This is a genomic window from Vibrio chagasii (assembly GCF_002954585.1).
Lineage (GTDB): Bacteria > Pseudomonadota > Gammaproteobacteria > Enterobacterales > Vibrionaceae > Vibrio > Vibrio chagasii_A.
Genome location: NZ_MSCI01000002.1, coordinates 133645 through 157205 on the forward strand (window position 1 = coordinate 133645; position 23561 = coordinate 157205).

Below are 23561 nucleotides of genomic sequence, written 5' to 3' on the forward strand. Positions count from 1 at the left end.
AGCGTAATTTAGAATTACTTGCTTGCGACTTTTAGACCTGCGTTTACATCAATGATGTCTTGCTCGCTTAGCGTACCAACGGCTTGACGTAGCTGAAGTACACTTAGGATGTAGTTGTAACGAGCATCTGAAAGGTTCTTGTTCGCATCGTACAGACGGCGAGTTGAGTCTAGTACGTCAACGATAGTACGAGTACCTACATCGAAACCTGCTTCCGTCGCCTCTAGAGCTGATTGAGCAGAAACAACTGATTGTTCGTAAGCGCGTAGAGCACCAATTGAAGCACTGATGTTGTTGTTAAAGGCACGTACGTCTTTAACAACGCTACGGTAAGTTGCTTCTAGATCTTCACTTGCTGCAACGTAGTTGTATTCAGCCTGTTTAGTCAAAGAAGTTGTGCTACCACCCGAGTATAGCGGTACAACTAAGTTCAAACCAATATTCAGGTTATCAGCATCGTAATCTAGAGCGCTGGTCGAGCTGTTAGTTTGTTCTCCAAGTCCATAGTTGCCATCTAATGTTAGGCTTGGTAGGTGACCAGAGCTTGCTAGAGATATGTTGTCTTTTGCTACGTCTTGAGAGATACGTGCAGCTAGTAGGCTAAGGTTCTTTTGCTCAGCCTGTTCAACAAGCGCTGCCGCTGATTCTGAGGACTTGCTTGCAGAGAAGCGGTCAGTATCTAGGATGCTCAGCTCTGAGTGCTCTTGGCCTGTGATTTCACGTAAACCTTCGTAGCTGTTAGTCAGTGTGTTCTCTGCCAATACTTCATCTGCTAAAACGCCATCGTACTGAGCTTGCGCATCATGTACATCGGTAATTGCAGAAAGACCTACTTCAAAGCGCTGCTTAGTTTGCTCAAGCTGACGAGCAACGGCTGCTTTTTCTGCACGAACAAACTCTAGGTTGTCTTGAGCTCGAAGTACGTCGAAGTAAGCTGTCGCTGTTCTTAGAATTAACGCTTGTTGTTCTGCCGCGTATGCTGAATCAGCCTGGCGAGCCGACTTCTCTGCGGTATCTAGAGTGATCCATGAAGAGCGTTGGTATAGCTCTTGGCTAAACCCAATGCCAACATTCCATTGATTGTTGTCATTGCTTTCATCATTTTTGTCACCACGGTTGATATCGTAATTTGCATTTAGATTAATTTGCGGTAACAAAGAGCTACGGCTTGACGTTACTGCTTCAAAAGCGGCATCGCGCTGCGCTGCTGAACGAAGAAGCTGTGGGTCGTTCTGTTTTGCTTGGTCATAAACTTCAGCTAGCGTGTCAGCGAAAGCCGATGAACTCAGGCTACCAATTGCTGCACTGATAAATAGTGGAAGCAGTTTTTTCATTTTCCTATTCCTGCCTTTAATAGAATTTTCTTTAAAAGAGTTTAACCCAGTTTGGTGGTAATTTACTCGAAACTTTGCACTTTTTTACATTTAACTGTCCACTTGTGCAATATTTTATTTTTAAAACTTAACTTTAATTGTAAGTTTTATATAAAAAGTTGAACCTTATCCTTGGTAGTTAACTCGGACAATGAGTAAACTATAAAGATCACTTAGTGAGGTACCAAATGCAACAGTCTGACAATCAACGACATGAGTTTACTCCGCAAGATGTGGAAATAGTCTCAAAAGAGACGCTGTTTCGTGGTTTTTTTAAAATGGTTAAGTACACATTTAAGCATAAGCTGTTTGAGGGAGGTTGGAGCCAACCAATTGAGCGTGAAATGTTTGAACGTGGTCATGCTGCCGCTTTGTTACCTTATGATCCCGTGCGTGACGAAGTCGTGATCGTCGAACAGATCCGTGTTGGTGCTCTCGAGCATGAGCATCCGTGGCAATACGAAATTGTTGCCGGGATTATTGATACCGATGAATCACCACAAGATGTGGCTCGTCGTGAAGCGATGGAAGAAGCAGGAGTCGAAGTCGGATCTGTGCTGCCTATCACTTCGTATTACCCTTCATCAGGCGGCTGTTCAGAGAGGCTTGATGTTTTTGTTGGTTGTGTCGATGCCACGACAGCCAAAGGGGTACACGGGTTGGATTACGAAGGTGAAGATATTCGTGTACAAGTGATGAGTCGTGAAGCGGCTTATCAACTGGTTAAAGATGGTATGTTTGAAAATGGGGCCACAATCATTGCGCTGCAGTGGCTACAATTGAACTACCAAGAATTACAGTCAGAGTGGGTAGCTTAACGTTATGCCAAATATAGCGGTCAAGAAACCGTACCATGTTGATCTTGCTGAATTGATGCGAGTCTATGAGACGAATTATGCCAAACTAAACGCTTTGTTACCGGTTGGGCATGAGGTTGGTGATGTCCGCTGTTACCAAGCCGTTAATATGGTGTATCAATTGACAGTGAATGAGGTCACAAAATACACCACATTAATAGATATATGTCAGAGTGACGCGATGCCAGTGTTTCCTTTGCCAAAAATGTCTGTCAGGCTATATCACGACGCTCGAGTTGCAGAAGTGTGCGCCAGCGGGGATTTTTCGCGAGTTAAAGCGAAATACGACTATCCCAACACTAAGCTTCTGCAAAAGGATGAGAAATTTCAATTGAATAAATTTCTTGGAGAATGGTTAACGTTTTGTTTAAAAACTGGTATCAGCCGTAGCCCTATTGCCTTTTAATTGAGCTTATTTAAGAACACTTTTAACGTCTAAACAGTAACGTATCTGGATTTGTTATTTTGGAATTATCACACACTTCAAAATTTGATGAGAGCAGTATTAAGCTTGTGCAGCTAACGGATACGCATTTATTTGCGCCGAGCAATGGCAGCTTACTAAGCATCAACACTCAAGATAGCTTTCGTGCTGTAGTCGATGGCATTGTTAGTCAAGGCTTTGACTATCAAGCTATCTTAGCGACTGGTGACATTTCTCAAGATCACAGCGCAGAGTCATACCAGAAATTTGAATCAGGAATTCAACCGTTAGAGAAGCCGTGTTACTGGCTACCTGGAAACCATGATTTTAAGCCTAATATGGGCAGTGTTTTACCATCACCACAAATTCAGTGTGTTGAACATGTATTGCTAGGCGAGAGCTGGCAAATGATCATGTTGGACTCGCAAGTTGTCGGCGTTCCACATGGACGTCTTAGCGATCAACAACTTGATTTACTAGAACAAAAGCTGGCGGAATACCCTGAACGCAATACGTTGGTTTTGTTGCACCACCATCCGTTGTTAGTCGGCAGTGCATGGCTCGATCAACACAATTTGAAAGATGCAGATCAGTTCTGGGATGTGGTTCAACAGCATTCTAATGTCAAAGCGGTATTGTGTGGCCATGTTCATCAAGACATGAACCGAGAGCACCATGGTGTACAAGTTATGGCAACTCCGTCGACTTGTGTTCAGTTCAAACCGAACTCAGATGATTTCGCTGTAGATACCTTATCTCCTGGTTGGAGAGAGATTGAATTGCACCAAGATGGTACGGTGAGTACTCAAGTTCGTCGCTTGCCTAACGGGCAGTTCTTGCCTGATTTTGAAGCCGCTGGCTATTAATTTAGGTAGCTAATGATGTCTGAATCTATCGAGAAAACTGCAAAACCATCACTGCTTCTCTATATTCATGGTTTTAACAGTTCATCTCGCTCTCACAAAGCGACGGTGATGGCTGAGTATTGTGCTGAGCATCGTGCGGATATTAAGGTACTAACACCTCAACTGCCTAGCTTCCCACAGCAGGCTGCTCTTTACCTCCAACAGCTGGTGGAACAATACAAAGATCAGTACGAGATCGCACTGGTTGGCAGCTCGTTAGGGGGCTATCTTTCAACTTGGCTCAACAGTCACTATGGTTTTAAAGCGGTTGTTGTAAACCCTGCAGTGAAACCATATGAGTTACTTGTCGACTACTTAGGTGAGCAAGTAAACCCATACACAAATGAACGATATGTCTTAGAGACTAAGCATATCGATGAGTTGAAGGCACTAGATGTTCCGGCTATCACAAAGCCAAGTGACTTCTGGTTACTTCAACAAACGGAAGATGAAGTTCTGGATTACCGACAAGCGGTAGAGAAGTTTCAAGGTGCAACCCAAACAGTAGAAGAGGGTGGGGATCATAGCTTTGTTGATTTTGAACGCTACCCACAGCAAATCATCACCTTTCTAAACCTATAACCTGTTTTCTTCACTGAGTCGTTGTCTCTCTTTTTGCCTGTTATTTCATCTATCAATGGTGAAATATCATAGTTTGATGTCTTAGTTTTTGAACTAGCTTGACATCATTAGTCAGCTTCCAGACTATATTCCCCAATACTTCGCTCGTTCGCTCTGCTATGACGGTTCATAGTAATGATTCTGCTTTAGTGAAACTGGAGCCAGCGAACTGACGCAAACTTTTTGAGTAAACTCCGTATTATGACTGAACAATATAATGCAAAAGACCTCGAGGTACTTGAAGGTCTCGATCCTGTGCGACACCGCCCAGGTATGTATACCGAGACAGAAAGACCGAACCACCTTGCCCAAGAAGTCATTGATAACTCGGTCGATGAAGCACTAGCGGGACACGCTAAGAAAATCAAAGTTGTGCTTCATGCAGACCAATCATTAGAAGTTACCGATGATGGTCGTGGTATGCCTGTCGATATCCACCCTGAAAAAGGCATCTCAGGTGTTGAGCTGATTCTAACCAAGCTCCACTCAGGTGGTAAGTTCTCGAACAACAACTACAAGTTTTCTGGTGGTTTGCACGGTGTAGGTATCTCGGTAGTAAACGCGCTATCTAAACGTGTTGAAGTTACGGTTCGACGTGAAGGTCAAGTTCACGAGATCGCACTAGAAAACGGTAAAGCGGTGACTGAACTGACGGTTACTGGTACTTGTGGTCATCGCAACAGCGGTACTTCAGTACACTTCTGGCCTGATCCTAAATACTTCGATAGCTCTAAGTTTTCAACGCTTCGCCTGATCAACAATCTACGCGCGAAAGCGGTACTTTGCCCGGGGTTAGAAATTACCTTCAGCGACAAAGTGAACAACGAAGAACACAAATGGTTCTATGAAGATGGCCTAAAAGACTATCTTGCTGAAGGCGTAAAAGGTTATACCTTACTGCCTGAAGAACCTTATGTTGGCGAATTTGTTGCTGAAACGGAAATGGCGAACTGGGCGATCATCTGGCAGCCAGAAGGCGGCGACATGATCACCGAGAGTTACGTGAACTTGGTACCGACTAAGCAAGGCGGTACACACGTAAACGGTCTACGCCAAGGTCTATTGGATGCAATGCGCGAGTTCTGTGAATTCCGTAATCTATTACCTCGTGGCGTAAAGCTAACGGGTGACGACATCTTTGACCGCTGTTCATACGTGCTATCAGTGAAGATGCAAGACCCTCAGTTTGCAGGTCAAACAAAAGAGCGTTTATCTTCTCGTCAAACTGCTGCATTTGTTTCTGGCGTTGTAAAAGATGCCTTCAGCCTATGGTTGAATGAAAAGCCACAGCTGGCAGAGCAGTTAGCAGAAGCTTGTATTGCCAACGCGCATCGTCGTATGCGTGCGAGTAAGAAAGTCGTACGTAAGAAAGTCGCGTCTGGCCCTGCACTGCCGGGTAAGCTAACCGACTGTTCAGTTCAAGACCTGAATCGCACTGAAATCTTCTTCGTGGAAGGGGACTCGGCGGGTGGTTCTGCTAAGCAAGCTCGCGATCGTGAGTTCCAAGCCGTGATGCCACTGCGTGGTAAGATTCTTAACACGTGGGAAGTGTCGGCTGACCAAGTATTGGCGTCTCAGGAAGTTCACGATATCTCAGTGGCTTTGGGTATCGACCCAGACAACGATGACCTATCTGGCCTACGTTACGGTAAGATCTGTATCCTTGCCGATGCGGACTCGGATGGTCTACATATTGCGACGCTGCTTTGTGCTCTGTTTACTCGTCATTTCCGCTCTTTGGTTGAAGCGGGTCATATCTATGTGGCTATGCCGCCTCTGTATCGTATCGACTGTGGCAAAGAAGTGTTCTATGCCCTTGATGACGATGAGAAAGATGGTGTGCTAGAGCGCTTATCGAAGAAGAAAGCCAAGATCAACGTACAACGATTCAAAGGTCTGGGTGAGATGAACCCACTTCAGCTACGCGAAACCACCATGGATCCAAATACTCGTCGTCTGGTTCAGCTAACGATTGATGACAGTGAAGCGACCAACGAAATGATGGACATGCTGCTAGGTAAGAAGCGTGCTGATGATCGCCGTTCATGGCTACAAAACAACGGTGATTTGGCCGAGGTATAATGAATGTCTAACGAAATTACTTTTGATGGCGTTGAACAATTGCCAATGCGCAAGTTCACCGAAGATGCCTATTTAAATTACTCAATGTACGTAATCATGGATCGTGCATTGCCTTACATTGGTGACGGCCTCAAGCCAGTACAGCGTCGTATTATCTACGCGATGTCTGAGCTTGGCTTGTCAGCTGCTTCAAAATACAAGAAGTCGGCACGTACCGTTGGTGATGTACTGGGTAAGTACCACCCACACGGTGATTCGGCGTGTTACGAAGCCATGGTATTGATGGCACAACCGTTCTCTTACCGCTACCCACTGGTAGATGGTCAAGGTAACTGGGGTGCTCCGGATGATCCGAAATCATTCGCTGCGATGCGTTATACCGAAGCGAAATTGTCTAAGTTTGCTGAGGTTCTGCTTGGTGAATTAGGCCAAGGCACGGTTGAGTGGCAACCTAACTTTGACGGCACCATGAAAGAGCCGCAAATGCTGCCAGCGCGTCTACCTCATATTTTACTTAACGGTATCACTGGTATCGCGGTAGGTATGGCAACAGACATCCCGCCACATAACGTGCGTGAGATTGCCGATGCGACTATCAAACTGATCGATAGCCCGAAAGCGGAATTGTCGGAAGTGATGGAGCACGTGAAAGGCCCTGACTATCCAACAGAAGCTGAGATTATTTCTCCGAAGTCGGATATCGAAAAGATCTACAAAACGGGCCGTGGCAGCATCAAGATGCGTGCAGTTTGGCATAAGGAAGGCTCTGATATTGTTATCACAGCTCTGCCTCATCAAGTATCGGGCGCTAAGCTACTTGAGCAAATCGCTAACCAGATGCGTGCTAAGAAGCTGCCAATGGTTGACGATCTGCGTGATGAATCGGATCACGAGAACCCAACGCGTATTGTAGTAGTACCTCGTTCGAATCGTATCGATTGTGATCAGCTGATGAGTCACCTGTTTGCTTCAACGGATCTTGAGAAGAACTTCCGTGTTAACTTGAACATGATTGGCCTAGACAGCCGCCCTCAAGTTAAAGGTTTGGTTCAAATCCTGAAAGAGTGGATTGAGTTCCGTCGCACAACGGTTCGCCGTCGTCTGCAACACCGTTTAGATAAAGTGCTAGCACGCCTACACATCTTAGAAGGTTTGTTGGTTGCTTATCTTAACCTTGATGAAGTTATTGAGATCATCCGAACTGAGGATGACCCTAAAGCGGTTCTAATGGAGCGCTTTGGTATTACTGAAATCCAAGCTGACGCTATTCTTGATACTAAACTTCGTCACCTTGCGAAGCTGGAAGAGATGAAAATCCGCGGCGAGCAAGATGAACTAGAGAAAGAGCGTGAGAAGCTAGAGAAGCTACTGGGTTCTGAGCGCCGTCTAAACACACTTATTAAGAAAGAAATTCAGGCGGATGCAGAGAAATACGGTGATGACCGTCGTTCTCCATTAGTTGAACGTGCTGAAGCAAAAGCGATGACTGAGCGTGATTTGGTGCCGAGTGAACCAATCACAGTCGTGCTTTCTGAAAAAGGTTGGATTCGTCATGCGAAAGGGCATGAGGTTGACGCTGAAGGCTTGAACTACAAATCGGGTGATAAATTCCTAGCGAGCGCTAAGGGTAAGAGTAATCAACAAGCGGTGTTCCTTGGCAGTGATGGTCGAAGCTATTCTCTTGAGTCTCACTCATTACCATCTGCGCGAAGCCAAGGTGAACCAATTACTGGTCGCTTGAATATCAGCGCAGGCACTTCTATTCGCCAAGTAGTGATGGGAGAGGATGAACAGCTATGGTTGGTTGGCTCTGATGCGGGTTACGGCTTTGTTTGTAAAGGTAGCGACCTGCTGTCGAAGAACAAGAGTGGTAAAGCTCTGGTTAACCTGCCGCAATCTTCAGAAGTGATGGCGCCTAGTCCGATTGCTGATTTGGAAAGTAACCAGATTCTAGCGATTACCAACCAAGGCCGTATGTTGTTGTTCCCAATCAAAGACCTACCTCAATTGAGCAAAGGTAAGGGCAACAAGATCATCAACATCCCTTCTGCGAAAGCCAAAGAGCGTGAAGAGTTTGTATCGCACTTGATGGCTATACCTGAGAATGCAACGCTGACCATCTACGCAGGCAAACGTAAGCTTGGTTTGAAACCAGCGGATCTTGAAAACTTCCGTGGTGAACGTGGTCGTCGTGGTGGTCTACTGCCAAGAGGCCTACAGCGTGTGACTCGCATTGACATCGAAGAGCCAAGTGAATCGTAAAGACATTTGATACTGTCTTCTGATAAAAGAAAACCCAGCCTGTGAGCTGGGTTTTTTTGTATTTGTTTATTAGCAATGTACATCTAATCGCTTGAATATCTTAGCCACAGAGACTTCTCTATAAGCGAGTATCTTCAGCAATCGTTACTTTAAGGGTCTTGCTTTCACCTTGGCGTAAGATACCGACATCGATCACCGTACCTGGGCGTAAATCAGTAACGATATCCATCACGCTCTGACGTCCATTCACCTGGTTGTTGTTGATGCTGACAATAATATCTTGAGCTTCAAAACCTGCATCCGCAGCAGGACCACTCGGATCGATACCCAACACTACAATCCCACCAATATTTTTCGTACCCAACATGCGTGAGGTAACTGAGTTGATATCTTGCCCGTCTATACCGATGTAACCGCGAATCACGCGACCATCAGCAATGATCTTTTCCATGATTTTATTGGCAAGTGAGTAGGGGATAGCAAATGAAATACCGTAGGTTTCCATGTCGGTCGCCTGTTGGAAAGAGGCTGTATTAATACCGACTAGTTCACCTTGTGAGTTCACCAATGCACCACCAGAGTTACCTTCATTAATCGCCGCATCGGTTTGGATAAAGGCTTGGTGGCCGTCTAGGCTAATCGAAGAGCGCCCTGTCGCCGAGATGATGCCGAAGGTAGTGGTTTGTCCTAGGTTATATGGGTTACCAATAGCCAGTACCACATCGCCAACGTTAGCTTTGTAGTTTGGGTTGAGTGGAATCACTGGGAGGTTATCGCCGCTGACTCGCAGTATCGCGATGTCAGTACGTTTATCTGAGCCAACTAATTGTGCTGCAGCCACACGGCCGTCTTGAAGTGCCACAACAATTTGGTCAGCTTGAGCCACAACGTGGAAGTTGGTAATAATATAGCCTTTCTCGCTAATAATAACCCCGGAGCCTAAACCTTGTGTGAGGAGTTTGTTACGATCATCTTCTGCGTATTTACGGCTATAAATATTAACCACCGCAGGCGCTGCGCGACGTACAGCTTGGTTAAATGAAATCTGCAGAGAGCCAATGTTGTCAACTTTAGGGTTAGTCACATCTGCGACAATCGCTGGCCTTAAGCTTGGAAAGGCAAGAAGAATAAGCGCCGCAGAAACAAGCCCAAGGGAAATAGAACGAAATAGAAAGGACAGCATGTTTCCCTCTTCGACAGGTAAGGTATTGAGCCTCCGCGCATGGGTGACTAGTTTAAGTTACTTGTGAAGCATAGCATTTTGATTCAGCTAAATAAAAGAGAGACTGAGTAAGTTTAAAGCAAACTTACAAAGTCTCTCTCTGTTTGTATTGACGAAATAGCTATCGAATTACGAGGTAGATGGTTCTATCACCTCGCTGTATATTGAGTGCTAATACGCCGGGTTGTTTTTCAACAATCGCTCTAAACTCAGCGAGGTTCTTAACCGGCTGTCGATTCACTCCGATGATGATGTCACCTTTCAGAAGTTGATATGCTTCCGCCGGTGAACCTTGAGCAACGCTTGATACTTTCACGCCTGTTGCAGGGTCATTGCTAGTGGTATTGGTAAGCTCGGCGCCAGTCAGCCCTTCATGAAGCTTCTCGGCCTTGGTTTTACTATTGGTTGACTCACCAAGCGTCACATCAAAGTTTTTATTCTTACCATCGCGAACGACACCTAACTCGATCTCTTTACCCGCACCTAGCGTTGCGACTTTCGCTCTTAACTCGCTGAAGGTATCAATACGCTTACCATTAATAGAGACAATAATGTCGCCCGCTTTTAATCCAGCATCATCAGCAGCACTGTCTGGTACGACTTGGCTAACGAAGGCGCCTTTACTAGACTCGTAACCTAATGCCTCTGCTAGTTCTGAGGTGATCTCACCACCTTGAACGCCAAGCATGCCGCGTTTAACTTCACCGAAATCGATAATCTGTTCTGTCAGGTTTTTCATCATGTTGGATGGAATTGCAAAGCCGATGCCGACATTACCTCCATTGGGGCCAAGAATGGCTGTGTTGATACCAATCAGCTCACCGTTTAGGTTCACTAGCGCGCCACCTGAGTTACCGCTGTTGATAGCGGCATCGGTTTGAATGAAGTTTTCGAAGTTTTCGAGATTGAGGCCGCTTCGGCCAAGTGCAGAAACGATACCTGATGTCACGGTTTGGCCCAGTCCAAATGGGTTACCAATCGCGACAGTGAAATCACCGACTCTCAATTTATCGGAGTCTGCGAGTTTTATCTGAGTCAGATTCTTGGCTTTTTCTAATTTTAAGAGGGCAATATCGGACATCTGGTCACCGCCGATAAGCTCAGCATCGTATTCTCGACCGTCATGGAGTCTTACTTTGATATCGTCTGCACCATCAATTACATGGTAGTTGGTGACGATATGCCCTTTCTTGGCGTCAATGATCACGCCTGAGCCTAACCCGCGAAATGGACGCTCACGTGTTTGCTCTGGGCCAAAAAAGAATTGGAATTGTTCAGGGATTTGCTGACGTTGTACCTGTTTGCCTTCAACGGCGATACTAACCACAGCGGGGGTCACTTGTTCAAGCATAGGCGCAAGGCTTGGTAATTGTTCATTACCCACACTTAATGGGAGTGCGGCGGTTGCTTGAATGGGGGTGATGATTGAACTTAAGCTTAAAGTCAGTACAGATAAAGCAAGCAAAGGTTTTTTCATCATAAACTCCTCTCTAGTTAAGGTCTTACCCCTCTCATTACGTCTAATACGTGTGAGAAGTTTCAAATGACCTGAGTGAAAGTTATGACTCAAAAACCTTTGTAAAGTTCACCTAAGTGTTAAATGTTTATGATGCTTTTGCAGTGACTACATCAGGAGCATCAATGATTTCTTTCTTCTGCTCGGTAAATAAACCAGTCGCACCATTCGCGTAATCTTTAGGTTGCTCTTCCAGTGCTGCTTCTTTGTTTGCCGACTTTTCTTGTGGCTTTTCTGAATGAGCGGCCGCTGTCTTCACAAACGGGTTGTCTTGCTCTGGCAGGTTAGGGATCAGCTCCGAGCTGGTTTTTTCCATGTGTTGGTACAGTTTTGTGTAGTCCTTACCTAAGGTGTCCAACATCTCTGCTGATTTCGCAAAGTGATCAGCCAGCTCTTGTCGCTGCTGTTCAAGGGCAAACTTTGCGCTATCTAATTCTTTCTGTACGTTCTTTTGCTTCTTGTATTCAGGTGTCATGAGACGAGAAATAGCGACCCCTAGAATAACTCCGACTAGTAAACCGGCAATGGCATACATCCAAGGCATAACAGCTCCTTATTATTGTTTTTTAACATGTTTGTTACTGCTTAGTTACACGTGCTACGGCTCCATGGTACTATGAGAAAGCCGCAGTATAAAGAGAAATGCATGTGCGCTACTTAGCAGTTTAATGCTGCATTATTCGCCGCATAATGTCACGTCCCTTACTGTTTGAGCTTAATTTTATTCGCTGTCTGATATCGCTTTCATTGTGGAAATGTCGTCATGAATCCCGTCAAAAAATACGAACAAGATATAAAAGAGCATGGATTTCAAAGAGATCCAGCACAAGAGCAAGCCGTTAAATCTTTAGATGAACTTTTTCATCAGTTCCAAGATTATGTGAATACTCCTATTCCTCAATTGACTCGATTTCAGAAATTGCTCGGTAAAAAGCCAGAGCTACCAACGCCACCTAAAGGGCTCTACTTTTGGGGCGGTGTAGGGCGCGGTAAAACTTATCTGATGGATACGTTCTACGATGCCTTGCCGACCACTAAAAAAATGCGAGTGCACTTTCATCGCTTTATGTATCGAGTGCATGACGAATTAAAGGCGTTGGGCAATGTAAGTGATCCACTGCCTTTGGTTGCGGATAAGTTGAAGCAAGAGGCGGATATTATCTGTTTCGATGAGTTTTTTGTTTCAGATATCACCGACGCGATGATCCTAGGAACCTTATTCCAAGAGTTATTCGCACGAAACGTTATCTTGGTTGCGACCTCAAATATTCCTCCTGTGGACCTGTATCGCAATGGTCTGCAACGTGCGCGTTTCTTACCTGCGATTAAGCTGATTCAAGATAACTGCCATATTCTTAATGTAGACAGCGGCATTGATTATCGTCTACGTACCCTAGAGCAGGCTGAGATATATCATTATCCACTCGATAGCCAAGCGAACATCAATCTTGAAAAATACTACAACCAACTGGTTGGGGAAGATAAAGAGAGACTCAAGCAGATTGAAGTGAATCATCGTCAGTTAGATGTTATCGAAGCAAGCGATGGCGTGTTGCATGGAACTTTTGCTCAGCTTTGTCAGTCTGCCCGAAGCCAGAACGACTACATTGAACTGTCTCGCGTTTACCACACGGTTCTCTTGGCTGATGTTCTGCAAATGGGCGCGACTTCTGATGACGCCGCAAGACGTTTTATCGCATTAGTGGACGAGTTTTATGAGCGCAATGTAAAGCTGATTATTTCCGCCGAAGTAGAGCTAGAAAATTTATATACTCACGGCCAGCTAGAGTTTGAATTTAAACGTTGTCAGTCGCGTTTAATAGAAATGCAGAGCCATGAATATTTAGCAAAAGAGCACTTGAGTTAGATAGGATTATCTCGATTGAGAAGTAGAAATAAAAAAATCGTGATTTTGTTCAAAAAGAGGTGATTTTTTCTTCGCTCTTCTCTATAATCCTGCGACCTACCGTTACTGCGGGCCTCTAACGATGAGTTAAATCACGTTATGCCAAGAGTTTTCCAACACTCGAAGGGGTGATGAATGGTGACTCTTAGACAGTGGGAATACGCGAGTATTCCTTAAGTGTAAATTTTTTAAATAGGTAATTATTAGCATGAAAACTTTCGTTGCTAAACCAGAAACTGTAAAACGCGACTGGTATGTTGTAGACGCTGAAGGTAAAACTCTTGGTCGTCTAGCAAGTGAAATCGCTTCTCGCCTTCGTGGTAAGCACAAAGCAGAATACACTCCTCACGTAGACACTGGTGATTACATCATCGTTGTTAACGCTGAGAAAGTTGCTGTAACTGGTAACAAAGCTAAGGGTAAGGTTTACTACCGTCACTCTGAGTTCCCAGGTGGTCTTAAGTCTATCACTTTCGAAAAGCTGATCGACAAGAAGCCAGAAATGGTTCTAGAACTAGCTGTTAAAGGTATGCTACCACGTGGTCCTCTAGGCCGCGCTATGTACCGTAAGCTAAAAGTATACGCTGGTGCTGAGCACAACCATGTTGCTCAACAACCACAAGTACTAGACATCTAATTGGGGATTATGAAAATGGCAGAGAATCAATACTACGGCACTGGTCGTCGCAAAAGCTCAGCAGCTCGTGTTTTCATCAAACCAGGTTCTGGTGAGATCGTAATCAACAAGCGTAGCCTTGATGTTTACTTCGGTCGTCCAACTTCTCGTATGGTTGTTAAGCAACCTCTTGAGCTAGTTGAACTAACTGAGAAACTTGACCTTTACATCACTGTTTCTGGTGGTGGTATTTCTGGTCAAGCTGGCGCAATCCGCCACGGTATCACTCGCGCTCTTATGGAGTACGATGAAACTCTACGTCCTGCTCTACGTGCAGCTGGCTACGTTACTCGTGACGCTCGTTGCGTTGAACGTAAGAAAGTTGGTCTACGTAAAGCACGTCGTAAACCTCAATTCTCTAAGCGTTAATTTTTCTTTACGAAAAAGTACACGCTCCCAGTTTTACTACTGGAATTGTGGTTCAAAGCTCGGCTATATGCCGGGCTTTTTGTTTTTCTACCCCCCGCTAAATGCTTTTCCCCTCTCGTTTTATTTCCAAATTCTTGTATTTTGAAAGCTTTTGTAACTCAATGTGCGCTTTGCCTCATGATTGTTACAAAAAGGTAGCTTTATCTTGTCAAAAAGTAGGGTTTTATTTATCATTTGCCGTCAATAAATAGAACTAAATACATATTTTGTTAGCCATGCTCTTTAATCGGAATAATTTCAATCCACAAGGAGCAAATGGGAGAATGTTTGGATGAGCAACGCGCCTTTAAATAACGGTCGCAGGCGTTTCTTAACCGCAACAACAGCCGTTGTTGGTGGTTTGGGAGCTGCTGCTGTAGCCGTGCCTTTTATTAAATCATGGAATCCGAGTGCCAAGGCGAAAGCTGCGGGTGCACCGGTGGAAGTGGAAGTCAGCAAGTTAGAACCGGGACAAATGGTTCGTGTCGAGTGGCAAGGTAAACCTGTATGGGTTGTACGCCGTGCTGAGTCGGTACTAGAAAACCTAAAATCTATCGGTGGTCAACTTCGTGATCCTCAATCTGAAGCTGAACAACAACCAGAATACGCACAGAACGAATTCCGTTCAATTAAGCCGGAATTCTTCGTTGCTGTTGGTTTCTGTACGCACCTAGGTTGTTCTCCGACTTACCTACCTGATTCTTTCGCAGAACAAGTACAAGGTGTTAAGTCTGGTTTCTTCTGTCCGTGTCATGGTTCGAAGTTTGATATGGCTGGTCGAGTATTCCAAGGCGTACCTGCACCACTGAACCTTGTTGTGCCAAAGCATATGTATTTAAGCGACACCAAGATCCTGATCGGTATTGACGAGGGAGATGCATAATGCAAGGACTACTAGACTGGGTTGAAAAACGCATACCCGCGATGAATGCTTACAAAAAGCACTTATCTGAATACCCAATGCCTAAGAACTTTAACTTTTGGTACCTTTTCGGTTCTTTGGCAATGTTGGTATTGGTTAACCAAATCCTGACGGGTATTTGGCTAACAATGAACTACGTACCGTCTGGTGAGGGTGCGTTTGCTTCTGTTGAATACATCATGCGTGATGTGGAATTCGGTTGGCTACTACGTTACATGCACTCGACGGGTGCTTCGGCATTCTTCGTCGTTATCTACCTGCACATGTTCCGTGGACTAATTTACGGTTCTTACCAAAAACCTCGTGAGCTACTTTGGATCTTCGGTATGTTGATCTTCTTGGTGCTTATGGCTGAGGCTTTCATGGGTTACCTACTACCATGGGGTCAAATGTCTTACTGGGGTGCTCAGGTAATCATTTCTCTGTTTGGTGCGATCCCTGTTATCGGTGATGACCTAACGCTTTGGATCCGTGGTGACTACATCATCTCTGGTGCAACGCTGAACCGTTTCTTCGCACTGCACGTTATTGCGCTACCAATCGTACTTCTACTGCTTATCGTACTTCACGTACTAGCACTGCACGAGGTTGGTTCGAATAACCCAGACGGTATCGAGACTAAACTTCCTAAAGGAACAATGGGCGACGACTACAAAACTCAGTTCCCATTCCACAAGGATTACACTAAGAAATACGATATCATCGACTCTATTCCTTTCCATCCATACGGGACTGTGAAAGATATGGTAGGTGTTGCTGGTTTCCTATTCTTGTTTTGTTACGTGCTGTTCTTCAACCCTGAAATGGGTGGATACTTCCTTGAGCCGCCTAACTTTGAAGCTGCGAACCCACTGAAGACACCTGAGCACATCGCTCCTGTATGGTACTTCACGCCGTTCTACGCAATCCTACGTGCGGTTCCAGATAAACTGCTAGGTGTTGTAGCGATGGGCGCATCAATTGTTGTGCTATTCCTACTGCCGTGGTTTGATCGTTGTAAAGTACGTTCGTACCGTTACCGTAGCAAATTGCATTTGATTAATATCATCCAATTCACAATAAGCTTTATTGCGCTTGGTGTACTTGGTGCGCTTCCAGCAACGCCAACTTACACGCTACTAGCACAAATCTTTAGCTTAGGTTACTTCATGTTCTTCGTTCTACTGTGGTTCTACAGTAAAAATGAAGCGACGAAACCATTACCAGAAAGGGTGACATTCAAATGAAAAAGTGGATTGTAATTTTATTTGCTATGTTGCCGTCTTTGGCGATGGCAGCGGGTGCAAACGTACCATTAGACAAAGCGAACAATGACTTAACGGACAAAGCTTCATTGCAAAATGGCGCTAAGATGTTCATGAACTACTGTTTCGCATGTCACTCGACGCAGTACCAACGTTATGAACGTGTTGCGAGTGACTTAGAGATCCCTGTAGATCTTATGAAGGAAAATCTGATTTTCGATCCAGAAGCGAAAATTGGTAGCTTGATGGTTAATGCTATGCCAGCTGAGCAAGCGGCAAGTTGGTTTGGTGCTCCGCCACCAGATCTAACTTTGGTTGCTCGTGTTCGTGGTGCAGATTGGCTATACACGTACCTTCGTACTTTCTACGAAGATCCATCTCGTCCATTTGGTGTGAACAACATTGTTTTCCCAAGCGTAGGTATGCCGCACGTACTTGAAGAACTACAAGGTATCCCAACGCCAATCTACGAAACTCATATCGTAGATGGTGAAGAGGTTGAAGTGGTTGTTGGTACTGAAACTGACGGTTCTGGTGAGCTAAGTGCCGGTGAGTACGACGACGCAGTTCGTGACCTAGTAAACTTCCTTGTTTACTCAGGTGACCCTGTGAAACTTGAGCGTCACGCAATGGGTTGGTGGGTAATGGCTTTCTTAGTATTTTTCACGATCATCGTGGTTCTACTGAAGAAAGAGTATTGGCGTGATGTGCACTAATTGTGCTATAATACCGTGCTAATTCCCAAATTATGTTAATGTTCAATGGAGGCTTTAGGCCTCCATTGTTTTTATTTAAAGTGTACTGGAGGGCTCCATGGCTGTAGCTGCCAATAAACGTTCTGTAATGACTCTTTTCTCAAGTGCTTCTGATATGTATAGCCATCAGGTGCGCATCGTTCTTGCTGAAAAAGGCGTAAGTGTTGAAGTTGAGTTGGTTGATGAAAAAAATCTTCCAGCAGAGCTTGTTGAACTGAACCCGTACAAATCAGTACCAACTCTTGTTGATCGCGAGCTTGCTCTTTACGACTCTAAGATCATCATGGAATACCTAGATGAGCGTTTTCCTCATCCACCGTTGATGCCTGTATACCCGGTTGCTCGTGGTAACAGCCGTCTAATGATGTACCGTATTGAGCGTAACTGGTACTCAGTTGCAGAGAAGATTGTTAAAGGCAATGCTGAAGAATCTGAAGCAGCACGTACTAAACTACGTAACGATCTACTAACTCTTGCTCCTATCTTTGCTGAGTACGAGTACTTCATGAGCGAAGAATTCAGCCTAATCGATTGCTACCTTGCTCCGCTACTATGGCGTTTACCTGAGCTTGGTATCGAGCTAATTGGCCCTGGTTCTAAAGAACTGAAAGTTTACATGAACCGCGTATTTGAACGTGATTCATTCCTTGCTTCTCTAACAGAAGCTGAGCGCGAGATGCGACTAGTTCGCTAAGCGTTATGGATATTTCAAATATGACACCACGCCGACCATACATGCTACGTGCATTTTATGATTGGCTGGTTGATAACGAATTAACTCCGCACCTTGTTGTTGAAGCAACATTACCTGGTGTGCGAGTTCCAGAAGAGTTTGTTCAAGATGGTCAGATCATTCTGAATATCGCGCCTCGAGCGGTTGGGCAACTTGAGCTGGGTAACGAAGCAGTCACGTTTAGTGCTCGTTTTAGTGGTCGCCCTCACTCTGTGATCGTTCCACTTTATGCTGTACAAGCGATTTACGCTCGTGAGAATGGTGCTGGTACCATGTTTGAACCTGAAGAGGCTTACATGACTTCGCTTGAAGAAGGGATTGAGGAAGGTCCTTTCGAAGAGCCAGAAAAAGGCCCATCTTTGAGTGTTGCAACGGCTGAACCAGAAGCTGAAGAGCCAGACTCAGATCCTGAGCCACCTCGCCCAGCGAAAGGTCGTCCAAGCCTTCGTGTCATCAAATAACGTTAGTTATAAATAACGACTCAATAAAAAAGCAGCGACTCATCGCTGCTTTTTTCTTTTCTGTTATCTGCTGCTTTCTGTAGCTTCAGCTAAATCACTAGTTTACGGCTGTCTCTTCTTCACCATATTCAAATGCTCGGATTACCTGCTTCACACCTGAAATGTTGCGTGCTACTTCGGTCGCGATATCTGCATGTTCACGAGATACTAAGCCCAGTAAGAATACTTCTGAATCTTCAGTGATCACTTTCACTTTGATGCCGTTAAGCTCAGAGTTAGCCAGCAGAGCTGATTTCACTTTAGTGGTAATCCAGCTGTCTTTGCTGATAGCACTAACAGAGAGAGGCTCTTTCACGCGAATCTGATTGTGAATCGTTTCTACACCAGGTACATCTTTCGCTTGGCTCTCAAAAGAGCGGCGTTCAGCATCTGTTGTAGCTTGACCCATTAATACCACCGAGCCGCGGTAAGAGCTGGCAGTGACACGAACGCTACCACGGTATGGCTGTTTATTGGTGATAGCTGCGACTTCAAATTCGATATTGTTGTCGTTCCAAATCTCTTTGGTGGTGCGTGTGTCAGTGACAATGTTTGCTGTGGTTGCTGCACCAGCAATGAAAATGCCAGCACAACCAGACAAAGATAGTGTAAGTAGCGAAACACTAATCAGCTTGAATAGCGTATTAGAGGTAAATAATTTCATTGTGATGCTCCGTATATCACTCTTCGTGCGCAGGGAAGAGTACTTGATCGATAAGGTCACATAGGCAGTGCAGTGTCACCATGTGCACTTCATGAATACGTGCAGTACGGTGTGATGGGATGCGAATCTCCACATCGTGCTCACCAAGCAAACCTGCCATTTCACCACCGTCTTTACCGGTAAAAGCGATGATCGTCATGTCACGAGTTACCGCTGCTTCCATCGCTTTGATGATGTTTTTGCTGTTACCGCTAGTAGAGATAGCCAGTAAAATATCACCCGTTTGACCAAACGCACGAACCTGCTTAGAGAAGATCTCTTCGTAGTGGTAGTCGTTTGCAACCGCAGTAAGCGTGGTGTTATCAGCGGTAAGAGCCATTGCTGGTAGGCTAGGGCGCTCGGTTTCAAAACGGTTAAGTAGGCACGATACAAATTGCTGAGCGTTTGATGCAGAGCCACCATTACCACAACATAGGATTTTGTTTCCGTTGAGTAAGGTCGCAACCATAGCTTGAGCGGCGTGCGTGATTGCGTCTGGTAGTGCTTCTGCAGCCGCAATTTGGATTTGAATACTTTCTGTAAAACTTTCTTTAATGCTGTCTAGCATGTTTATCCTTGGGTAATCGCGTTTTGAATCCAGTTGATATGATCATCTGGCCCTTCAATGGCAATGATATCAAACCTGAAATCTGTGGAGTGTACCGACAAGCCTTGCTGCATCAGCCACACTTGGGCTGTTTTGAGTAGCCGTTGTGACTTCTTCGCTGTCACCATCTCAGCGGCATGTCCGTAGCGAGTTTGCTTACGGTATTTTACCTCAGCAAACACAATCGTATTGTTATGGCGCATTATAAGATCAATCTCGCCACATTTTGCTATGAAGTTTTGTTGAATTAACGATAAACCGTGGCGGGTCAGATAGGCCTTTGCCACGGCCTCGTATTGATCACCCACTTGTTTATGGGTGACCGTTGCTTTGGATAAGAACGTTCGGCTAAAAAGCCCCATGCTCTGCCCAGCTGATTTCACGTTGTACTACACAGTTGTTGTCGATGGTTAACACGCCAGTTTCACCCGGAATGCTGTAACCTTGCACGGCTTTCATCTGTGGTAGCGCATCCATTAGGTAGTATGCATCCATACCTAACGCTTGCAGACGTTTCTGGCCGTTTGAATGTGCAGGCCATAGTTCGTTAAGCTCTTTGTTCAGCTCGCCTTTGTTTTCAACCAGCAACGGGATATCGCTGTAGAATACACCTGTTAGGTCTTCATACTGCTTATCACCACTGTTGCTGCGTGAGTTAGAGAACAGAGCAGGTTGGCTCGCGTCTGGGTTGATCGCAACTTCAATGAAAGGCTTGATCAGCGTTAGCTCTGAGTTCTTCGCCACGATGTAGACAGAATCGATATCACGACGACTGCGTGGCTCGGTTTCTAGGTCTAGATCAAGTAGGTTATCCATTTGCGCGATGCGCTGTTGGCTCTCTTGTAGACCGAATACCTGATTTACGTTGCGTTGAAGTTGGCGTTTGTCAGAGAAGAAGCTGATTGCCACATCGTTGTTGCTGTATTTCTTCCACTCTTCTTTAAACGCTTGCTCAACACGATCACCAAGGCGTCCCTTCGGAGCCATAATCAGTGGGTATTTATAGCCTTGAGCAAACAGGTGTTTCGCTGCTTGAGCAACCTCTTGCTCTGGTGATAGAGCGAGGTAACAAATATTGGTATCAGGTTCTAGCTGAGTTGGAATATTAAGAGCTAGAGCTGGGATTGAATTCTCGTGGTTTTTCTGTGCTTGCTGAAGCTTAGTGATGTTGCTCTTAATCAGAGGACCAACGATAAAATCAACATTGTTCTCTTCTAGCGTTGCTTTAATCTCAGCGGCACTTTGAACATTGGTATCCATAACCGTTAGTGTTGCATCTTCTTCGCGCTCTTTGTCGTTCATCATCGCAAAGATGAAACCATCACGTACCAGTTGTGCTTGCTTGCCATATTTACCCGTTAGCGGTAGCAGCAGTGCAGTACTGGTTGGCTTGCTGATCTCTAACGCTAGGATGTCAGTGATTGCTTGCGGTGTGTAAGTAGCAGCAGGGTGCTGAGGGTTTTCGGCTAACCAATCAGACAGGGTTTCCTGTAGGTTTGGAAGGTTCGAGTTAAGCGTCTTCATGTAAATAGCGAGCTGTAACCAACCGGCTAAAACGTCTTCCGTCGGCGACGTTTTTAGCTCTAGAATCTCATATTGAGAGTAGCTATTTAGATTTTGCCAAATTCGATCAGCGGTTTGCTGTTGGATCTCGTCGTTATCTTCTGCGTACTCAGAATAAAGAATAAGTTCACGACTTGCTTCGAAATACTCGCTTCGCATATCTGAAATATTCGCGCGTAGCTCGTGGTAATCTTTCCACTGCTCGTTTGGCAGTTTCCACCAAGGCTGGAAGTTTAGTTGGCTGTACGCTTGATCCGGCTGTGAGTTGTTCACCAACAGTTGAGCTCGAGCGAGTTGCCACTCTGCTTGCTGAACTTCAGTGAGCTCTTGTTTTGCTATGCGTTTAATAAGCAGAGTCGCTTGGTCAGTTTTGCCAGCTTGCACAGAAGCTTTAAGCGCCATGATTAACCAGTCGTTTTGTAGGCTTCCTTTGCTACTATCCGCTTGCATCATGTAACTTTCAGTGGATTGCACTGGATCTAGTGTAATATCAACGCTTGTTGGTGCTTGCGGACCTGAAGAACAAGCCGCCAATGTAATTGCCAATGCAATTGGAGTTAGTAAGCGTGGTACACTGAGTCTCTTATGGTTCATCGTTGCCATGAGTTCTTTAAATTCCGTATAAATTTGTATCTATATTAATCGTTGAAGTGATGGTAAACAAATGACAGATAACAAAACCTTGCTCACAGAGAGCCCAACTCTCTACATTGTGCCTACCCCAATCGGAAATTTGGGAGATATCACTCAAAGAGCAATTGAAATTTTATCAAGTGTCGATGTTATTGCAGCCGAAGACACACGCCACACGGGTAAGCTGCTTGCTCACTTCAATATATCAACCAGAACGTTCGCTTTACATGATCATAATGAACAAACTAAAGCTCAAGTTCTAGTCGAAAAGTTATTAGAAGGTCAGTCTATCGCATTAGTCTCTGATGCGGGTACACCTTTAATCAGTGACCCAGGTTACCATCTTGTATCACAATGTCGTCAAGCGGGTGTGAGAGTTGTGCCACTTCCTGGTGCATGTGCGGTGATTACCGCGTTAAGTGCGTCAGGTTTACCGTCGGATCGCTTTAGCTTTGAAGGCTTCTTACCGCCTAAGAGTAAAGGTCGTAAAGATAAGTTCCTAGAGATCGCAAAAGCAGAGCGCACGTGCATCTTCTACGAATCACCGCACCGTATTTCTGACTCTCTTCAAGATATGCTTGAGATTTTAGGCCCTGACCGTGAAGTTGTGTTGGCGCGTGAGTTAACTAAGACTTTCGAAACTATTCAAGGCCTGCCTCTTGGTGAGCTGATTGATTGGATTGAAGAGGACGCAAACCGTAAGCGCGGCGAGATGGTTCTTTTGATTCATGGCCACCGTGAAGAAGCGAGCACAGAACTACCAGATGAAGCGACTCGCACGCTGGGAATTCTGACCAAAGAACTGCCTCTTAAAAAAGCGGCGGCAATGACAGCAGAAATCTATAACCTGAAAAAGAACGCACTGTACAAATGGGGCCTAGAGCACTTGGATGGCTAATGCTTCTATAGTGATCTAACGCTGATGCAGATAAAAGAGCCCGCAATGAATATCTTTTATCTGTATCTCTTATCACAGCACTCTAATCCGCTCTTAGCTCTTAGCTCTTAGCTCTTAGCTCTTTTCTCATCTCGAATCTCGCCACTCGCATCCGCTCTTTAGGTCAATTCCCCATCAGTTAATCATTGGTTTGCAGCATATTTGTGATCTCGCTAGACACTGCACACTAATCTCTATACAATCCGCCCTCGGAGTTGAACGGGTAATCGCTGCTTTGCTGATGTCCTTCGGGAGACTGACGTTGAGGTCCTTCGGGAAACTGACGTTGAAGTCCTTCGGGAGACTGGCAGAGGGGAGGAACGTCCGGGCTCCATAGAGCAGGGTGCCAGATAACGTCTGGGGGGCGCGAGCCCACGACAAGTGCAGCAGAGAGAAGACCGCCGATGGCCTCATTTCTTCGGAAGGGGCACAGGTAAGGCTGAAAGGGTGCGGTAAGAGCGCACCGTGCGACTGGTAACAGTTCGTAGCAAGGTAAACTCCACCCGGAGCAAGATCAAATAGGCCCTCACATTGCGTTGCTCGCGTATGGGGGCGGGTAGATTGCTTGAGCCTGTGAGCGATTGCAGGCCTAGACGAATGGTTACCGCCGCGCAAGCGGAACAGAACCCGGCGTATGTGTCAACTCCACCCATTTTAAGAACCCATCATTACTTAACGGTAGTGATGGGTTTTTTGCTTTATATTGACGTAA

At 45.3% G+C, this 23561-nt stretch carries 23 protein-coding genes and 1 other RNA gene; 16 read left to right on the plus strand and 8 right to left on the minus strand.

Translation table 11 applies throughout. The features are described 5' to 3' along the window. Positions 1–14: 14 nt before the first annotated feature. Positions 15–1334: an outer membrane channel protein TolC gene (gene tolC / locus BTO10_RS08745; protein ID WP_105024321.1), complete on the minus strand. Its 1320-nt coding sequence runs from the start codon at positions 1332–1334 to the stop codon at positions 15–17. Positions 1335–1561: 227 nt separating this feature from the next. Between tolC and nudF the strand changes: the two genes are divergently transcribed. From nudF to parC, 6 genes are all read left to right on the plus strand, one after another. After that, positions 1562–2191, plus strand: a complete 630-nt coding sequence (nudF, locus tag BTO10_RS08750) for an ADP-ribose diphosphatase (RefSeq protein WP_105024322.1) — start codon at positions 1562–1564, stop codon at positions 2189–2191. Between the two features lie 4 nt (positions 2192–2195). After that, positions 2196–2636, plus strand: coding sequence for a DUF1249 family protein (locus tag BTO10_RS08755; protein ID WP_004740768.1), 441 nt, complete (start codon positions 2196–2198; stop codon positions 2634–2636). A gap of 59 nt (positions 2637–2695) precedes the next feature. Further along, the gene (cpdA, locus tag BTO10_RS08760; protein ID WP_004740767.1) at positions 2696–3520 is read left to right on the plus strand and encodes a 3',5'-cyclic-AMP phosphodiesterase; all 825 of its coding nucleotides are present in this window, start codon (positions 2696–2698) and stop codon (positions 3518–3520) included. Between the two features lie 15 nt (positions 3521–3535). Then, the gene (gene yqiA, locus BTO10_RS08765) at positions 3536–4141 is read left to right on the plus strand and encodes an esterase YqiA (protein WP_004740766.1); all 606 of its coding nucleotides are present in this window, start codon (positions 3536–3538) and stop codon (positions 4139–4141) included. Positions 4142–4381: 240 nt separating this feature from the next. Continuing rightward, positions 4382–6262: a DNA topoisomerase IV subunit B gene (gene parE / locus BTO10_RS08770; RefSeq protein ID WP_004740765.1), complete on the plus strand. Its 1881-nt coding sequence runs from the start codon at positions 4382–4384 to the stop codon at positions 6260–6262. A 3-nt stretch (positions 6263–6265) separates the two neighbouring features. Beyond that, positions 6266–8524, plus strand: coding sequence for a DNA topoisomerase IV subunit A (gene parC / locus BTO10_RS08775; protein WP_004740764.1), 2259 nt, complete (start codon positions 6266–6268; stop codon positions 8522–8524). Between the two features lie 118 nt (positions 8525–8642). Here parC and degS read toward each other — a convergent pair whose 3' ends face one another. The 3 genes from degS to zapG form a co-directional block, all read right to left on the minus strand. Continuing rightward, entirely contained in the window at positions 8643–9707 is a 1065-nt protein-coding gene (gene degS, locus BTO10_RS08780; protein WP_105024323.1) for an outer membrane-stress sensor serine endopeptidase DegS, read from the minus strand. A 160-nt stretch (positions 9708–9867) separates the two neighbouring features. Beyond that, positions 9868–11223, minus strand: a complete 1356-nt coding sequence (locus BTO10_RS08785) for a DegQ family serine endoprotease (protein WP_105024324.1) — start codon at positions 11221–11223, stop codon at positions 9868–9870. A gap of 127 nt (positions 11224–11350) precedes the next feature. Further along, the gene (zapG, locus tag BTO10_RS08790; RefSeq protein WP_004740761.1) at positions 11351–11806 is read right to left on the minus strand and encodes a Z-ring associated protein ZapG; all 456 of its coding nucleotides are present in this window, start codon (positions 11804–11806) and stop codon (positions 11351–11353) included. A 219-nt stretch (positions 11807–12025) separates the two neighbouring features. Here zapG and zapE point away from each other — a divergent pair, with 219 nt between their 5' ends. The 8 genes from zapE (at position 12026) to sspB (ending at position 18367) form a co-directional block, all read left to right on the plus strand. Continuing rightward, a complete protein-coding gene (zapE, locus tag BTO10_RS08795; RefSeq protein WP_105024325.1) occupies positions 12026–13129 on the plus strand; it encodes a cell division protein ZapE in 1104 nt (367 codons plus the stop codon). Between the two features lie 247 nt (positions 13130–13376). Beyond that, entirely contained in the window at positions 13377–13805 is a 429-nt protein-coding gene (rplM, locus tag BTO10_RS08800) for a 50S ribosomal protein L13 (protein ID WP_004740759.1), read from the plus strand. Between the two features lie 15 nt (positions 13806–13820). Continuing rightward, positions 13821–14213 (plus strand): 30S ribosomal protein S9, encoded by a 393-nt coding sequence (rpsI, locus tag BTO10_RS08805; protein WP_004740758.1) that lies wholly within the window; start codon positions 13821–13823, stop codon positions 14211–14213. A 331-nt stretch (positions 14214–14544) separates the two neighbouring features. After that, positions 14545–15135 carry a ubiquinol-cytochrome c reductase iron-sulfur subunit gene (gene petA, locus BTO10_RS08810; RefSeq protein ID WP_004740757.1) on the plus strand — a complete coding sequence of 197 codons (591 nt, stop codon included), beginning with the start codon at positions 14545–14547 and terminating at the stop codon, positions 15133–15135. Further along, positions 15135–16400, plus strand: coding sequence for a cytochrome b (locus BTO10_RS08815; RefSeq protein WP_105024326.1), 1266 nt, complete (start codon positions 15135–15137; stop codon positions 16398–16400). The genes petA and BTO10_RS08815 overlap by 1 nt, the downstream gene beginning before the upstream one ends. Next, the gene (locus BTO10_RS08820; RefSeq protein ID WP_105024327.1) at positions 16397–17134 is read left to right on the plus strand and encodes a cytochrome c1; all 738 of its coding nucleotides are present in this window, start codon (positions 16397–16399) and stop codon (positions 17132–17134) included. Before BTO10_RS08815 ends, BTO10_RS08820 begins: the two co-directional genes overlap by 4 nt. A gap of 97 nt (positions 17135–17231) precedes the next feature. Beyond that, the gene (gene sspA, locus BTO10_RS08825; protein ID WP_004740754.1) at positions 17232–17867 is read left to right on the plus strand and encodes a stringent starvation protein SspA; all 636 of its coding nucleotides are present in this window, start codon (positions 17232–17234) and stop codon (positions 17865–17867) included. Positions 17868–17872: 5 nt separating this feature from the next. Next, positions 17873–18367, plus strand: coding sequence for a ClpXP protease specificity-enhancing factor (gene sspB, locus BTO10_RS08830; protein ID WP_032554311.1), 495 nt, complete (start codon positions 17873–17875; stop codon positions 18365–18367). 97 nt (positions 18368–18464) lie between these two features. On the opposite strand, the gene BTO10_RS08835 is transcribed toward sspB, so the two are convergent. From BTO10_RS08835 to BTO10_RS08850, 4 genes are read right to left on the minus strand one after another with little or no spacing between them, the layout of a single operon-like run. Continuing rightward, on the minus strand, positions 18465–19070 hold the full coding sequence (locus BTO10_RS08835; RefSeq protein ID WP_105024328.1) for a BON domain-containing protein: 606 nt from the start codon (positions 19068–19070) through the stop codon (positions 18465–18467). Positions 19071–19086: 16 nt separating this feature from the next. After that, a complete protein-coding gene (locus BTO10_RS08840; protein ID WP_004729817.1) occupies positions 19087–19677 on the minus strand; it encodes a phosphoheptose isomerase in 591 nt (196 codons plus the stop codon). A 2-nt stretch (positions 19678–19679) separates the two neighbouring features. Further along, complete coding sequence (locus BTO10_RS08845; RefSeq protein ID WP_061033384.1) at positions 19680–20078, minus strand: YraN family protein; 399 nt, start codon at positions 20076–20078, stop codon at positions 19680–19682. Continuing rightward, complete coding sequence (locus tag BTO10_RS08850) at positions 20065–21882, minus strand: penicillin-binding protein activator (protein ID WP_105024329.1); 1818 nt, start codon at positions 21880–21882, stop codon at positions 20065–20067. Before BTO10_RS08850 ends, BTO10_RS08845 begins: the two co-directional genes overlap by 14 nt. A 61-nt stretch (positions 21883–21943) precedes the next feature. Here BTO10_RS08850 and rsmI point away from each other — a divergent pair, with 61 nt between their 5' ends. After that, positions 21944–22810: a 16S rRNA (cytidine(1402)-2'-O)-methyltransferase gene (gene rsmI, locus BTO10_RS08855; RefSeq protein WP_004740748.1), complete on the plus strand. Its 867-nt coding sequence runs from the start codon at positions 21944–21946 to the stop codon at positions 22808–22810. Between the two features lie 250 nt (positions 22811–23060). Beyond that, positions 23061–23500, plus strand: an RNA gene (gene rnpB / locus BTO10_RS08860) — RNase P RNA component class A. Positions 23501–23561 lie beyond the last annotated feature (61 nt).

What these genes read in the sequence shown, in the direction of transcription:
- tolC (WP_105024321.1), bottom strand. Translation starts at nt 1,334, where the DNA reads ATGAAAAAACTGCTTCCACTATTTATCAGTGCAGCAATTGGTAGCCTG.
- nudF (WP_105024322.1), top strand. Translation starts at nt 1,562, where the DNA reads ATGCAACAGTCTGACAATCAACGACATGAGTTTACTCCGCAAGATGTG.
- BTO10_RS08755 (WP_004740768.1), top strand. Translation starts at nt 2,196, where the DNA reads ATGCCAAATATAGCGGTCAAGAAACCGTACCATGTTGATCTTGCTGAA.
- yqiA (WP_004740766.1), top strand. Translation starts at nt 3,536, where the DNA reads ATGTCTGAATCTATCGAGAAAACTGCAAAACCATCACTGCTTCTCTAT.
- parE (WP_004740765.1), top strand. Translation starts at nt 4,382, where the DNA reads ATGACTGAACAATATAATGCAAAAGACCTCGAGGTACTTGAAGGTCTC.
- parC (WP_004740764.1), top strand. Translation starts at nt 6,266, where the DNA reads ATGTCTAACGAAATTACTTTTGATGGCGTTGAACAATTGCCAATGCGC.
- degS (WP_105024323.1), bottom strand. Translation starts at nt 9,707, where the DNA reads ATGCTGTCCTTTCTATTTCGTTCTATTTCCCTTGGGCTTGTTTCTGCG.
- BTO10_RS08785 (WP_105024324.1), bottom strand. Translation starts at nt 11,223, where the DNA reads ATGAAAAAACCTTTGCTTGCTTTATCTGTACTGACTTTAAGCTTAAGT.
- zapG (WP_004740761.1), bottom strand. Translation starts at nt 11,806, where the DNA reads ATGCCTTGGATGTATGCCATTGCCGGTTTACTAGTCGGAGTTATTCTA.
- zapE (WP_105024325.1), top strand. Translation starts at nt 12,026, where the DNA reads ATGAATCCCGTCAAAAAATACGAACAAGATATAAAAGAGCATGGATTT.
- rplM (WP_004740759.1), top strand. Translation starts at nt 13,377, where the DNA reads ATGAAAACTTTCGTTGCTAAACCAGAAACTGTAAAACGCGACTGGTAT.
- rpsI (WP_004740758.1), top strand. Translation starts at nt 13,821, where the DNA reads ATGGCAGAGAATCAATACTACGGCACTGGTCGTCGCAAAAGCTCAGCA.
- petA (WP_004740757.1), top strand. Translation starts at nt 14,545, where the DNA reads ATGAGCAACGCGCCTTTAAATAACGGTCGCAGGCGTTTCTTAACCGCA.
- BTO10_RS08815 (WP_105024326.1), top strand. Translation starts at nt 15,135, where the DNA reads ATGCAAGGACTACTAGACTGGGTTGAAAAACGCATACCCGCGATGAAT.
- BTO10_RS08820 (WP_105024327.1), top strand. Translation starts at nt 16,397, where the DNA reads ATGAAAAAGTGGATTGTAATTTTATTTGCTATGTTGCCGTCTTTGGCG.
- sspA (WP_004740754.1), top strand. Translation starts at nt 17,232, where the DNA reads ATGGCTGTAGCTGCCAATAAACGTTCTGTAATGACTCTTTTCTCAAGT.
- sspB (WP_032554311.1), top strand. Translation starts at nt 17,873, where the DNA reads ATGGATATTTCAAATATGACACCACGCCGACCATACATGCTACGTGCA.
- BTO10_RS08835 (WP_105024328.1), bottom strand. Translation starts at nt 19,070, where the DNA reads ATGAAATTATTTACCTCTAATACGCTATTCAAGCTGATTAGTGTTTCG.
- BTO10_RS08840 (WP_004729817.1), bottom strand. Translation starts at nt 19,677, where the DNA reads ATGCTAGACAGCATTAAAGAAAGTTTTACAGAAAGTATTCAAATCCAA.
- BTO10_RS08845 (WP_061033384.1), bottom strand. Translation starts at nt 20,078, where the DNA reads ATGGGGCTTTTTAGCCGAACGTTCTTATCCAAAGCAACGGTCACCCAT.
- BTO10_RS08850 (WP_105024329.1), bottom strand. Translation starts at nt 21,882, where the DNA reads ATGGCAACGATGAACCATAAGAGACTCAGTGTACCACGCTTACTAACT.
- rsmI (WP_004740748.1), top strand. Translation starts at nt 21,944, where the DNA reads ATGACAGATAACAAAACCTTGCTCACAGAGAGCCCAACTCTCTACATT.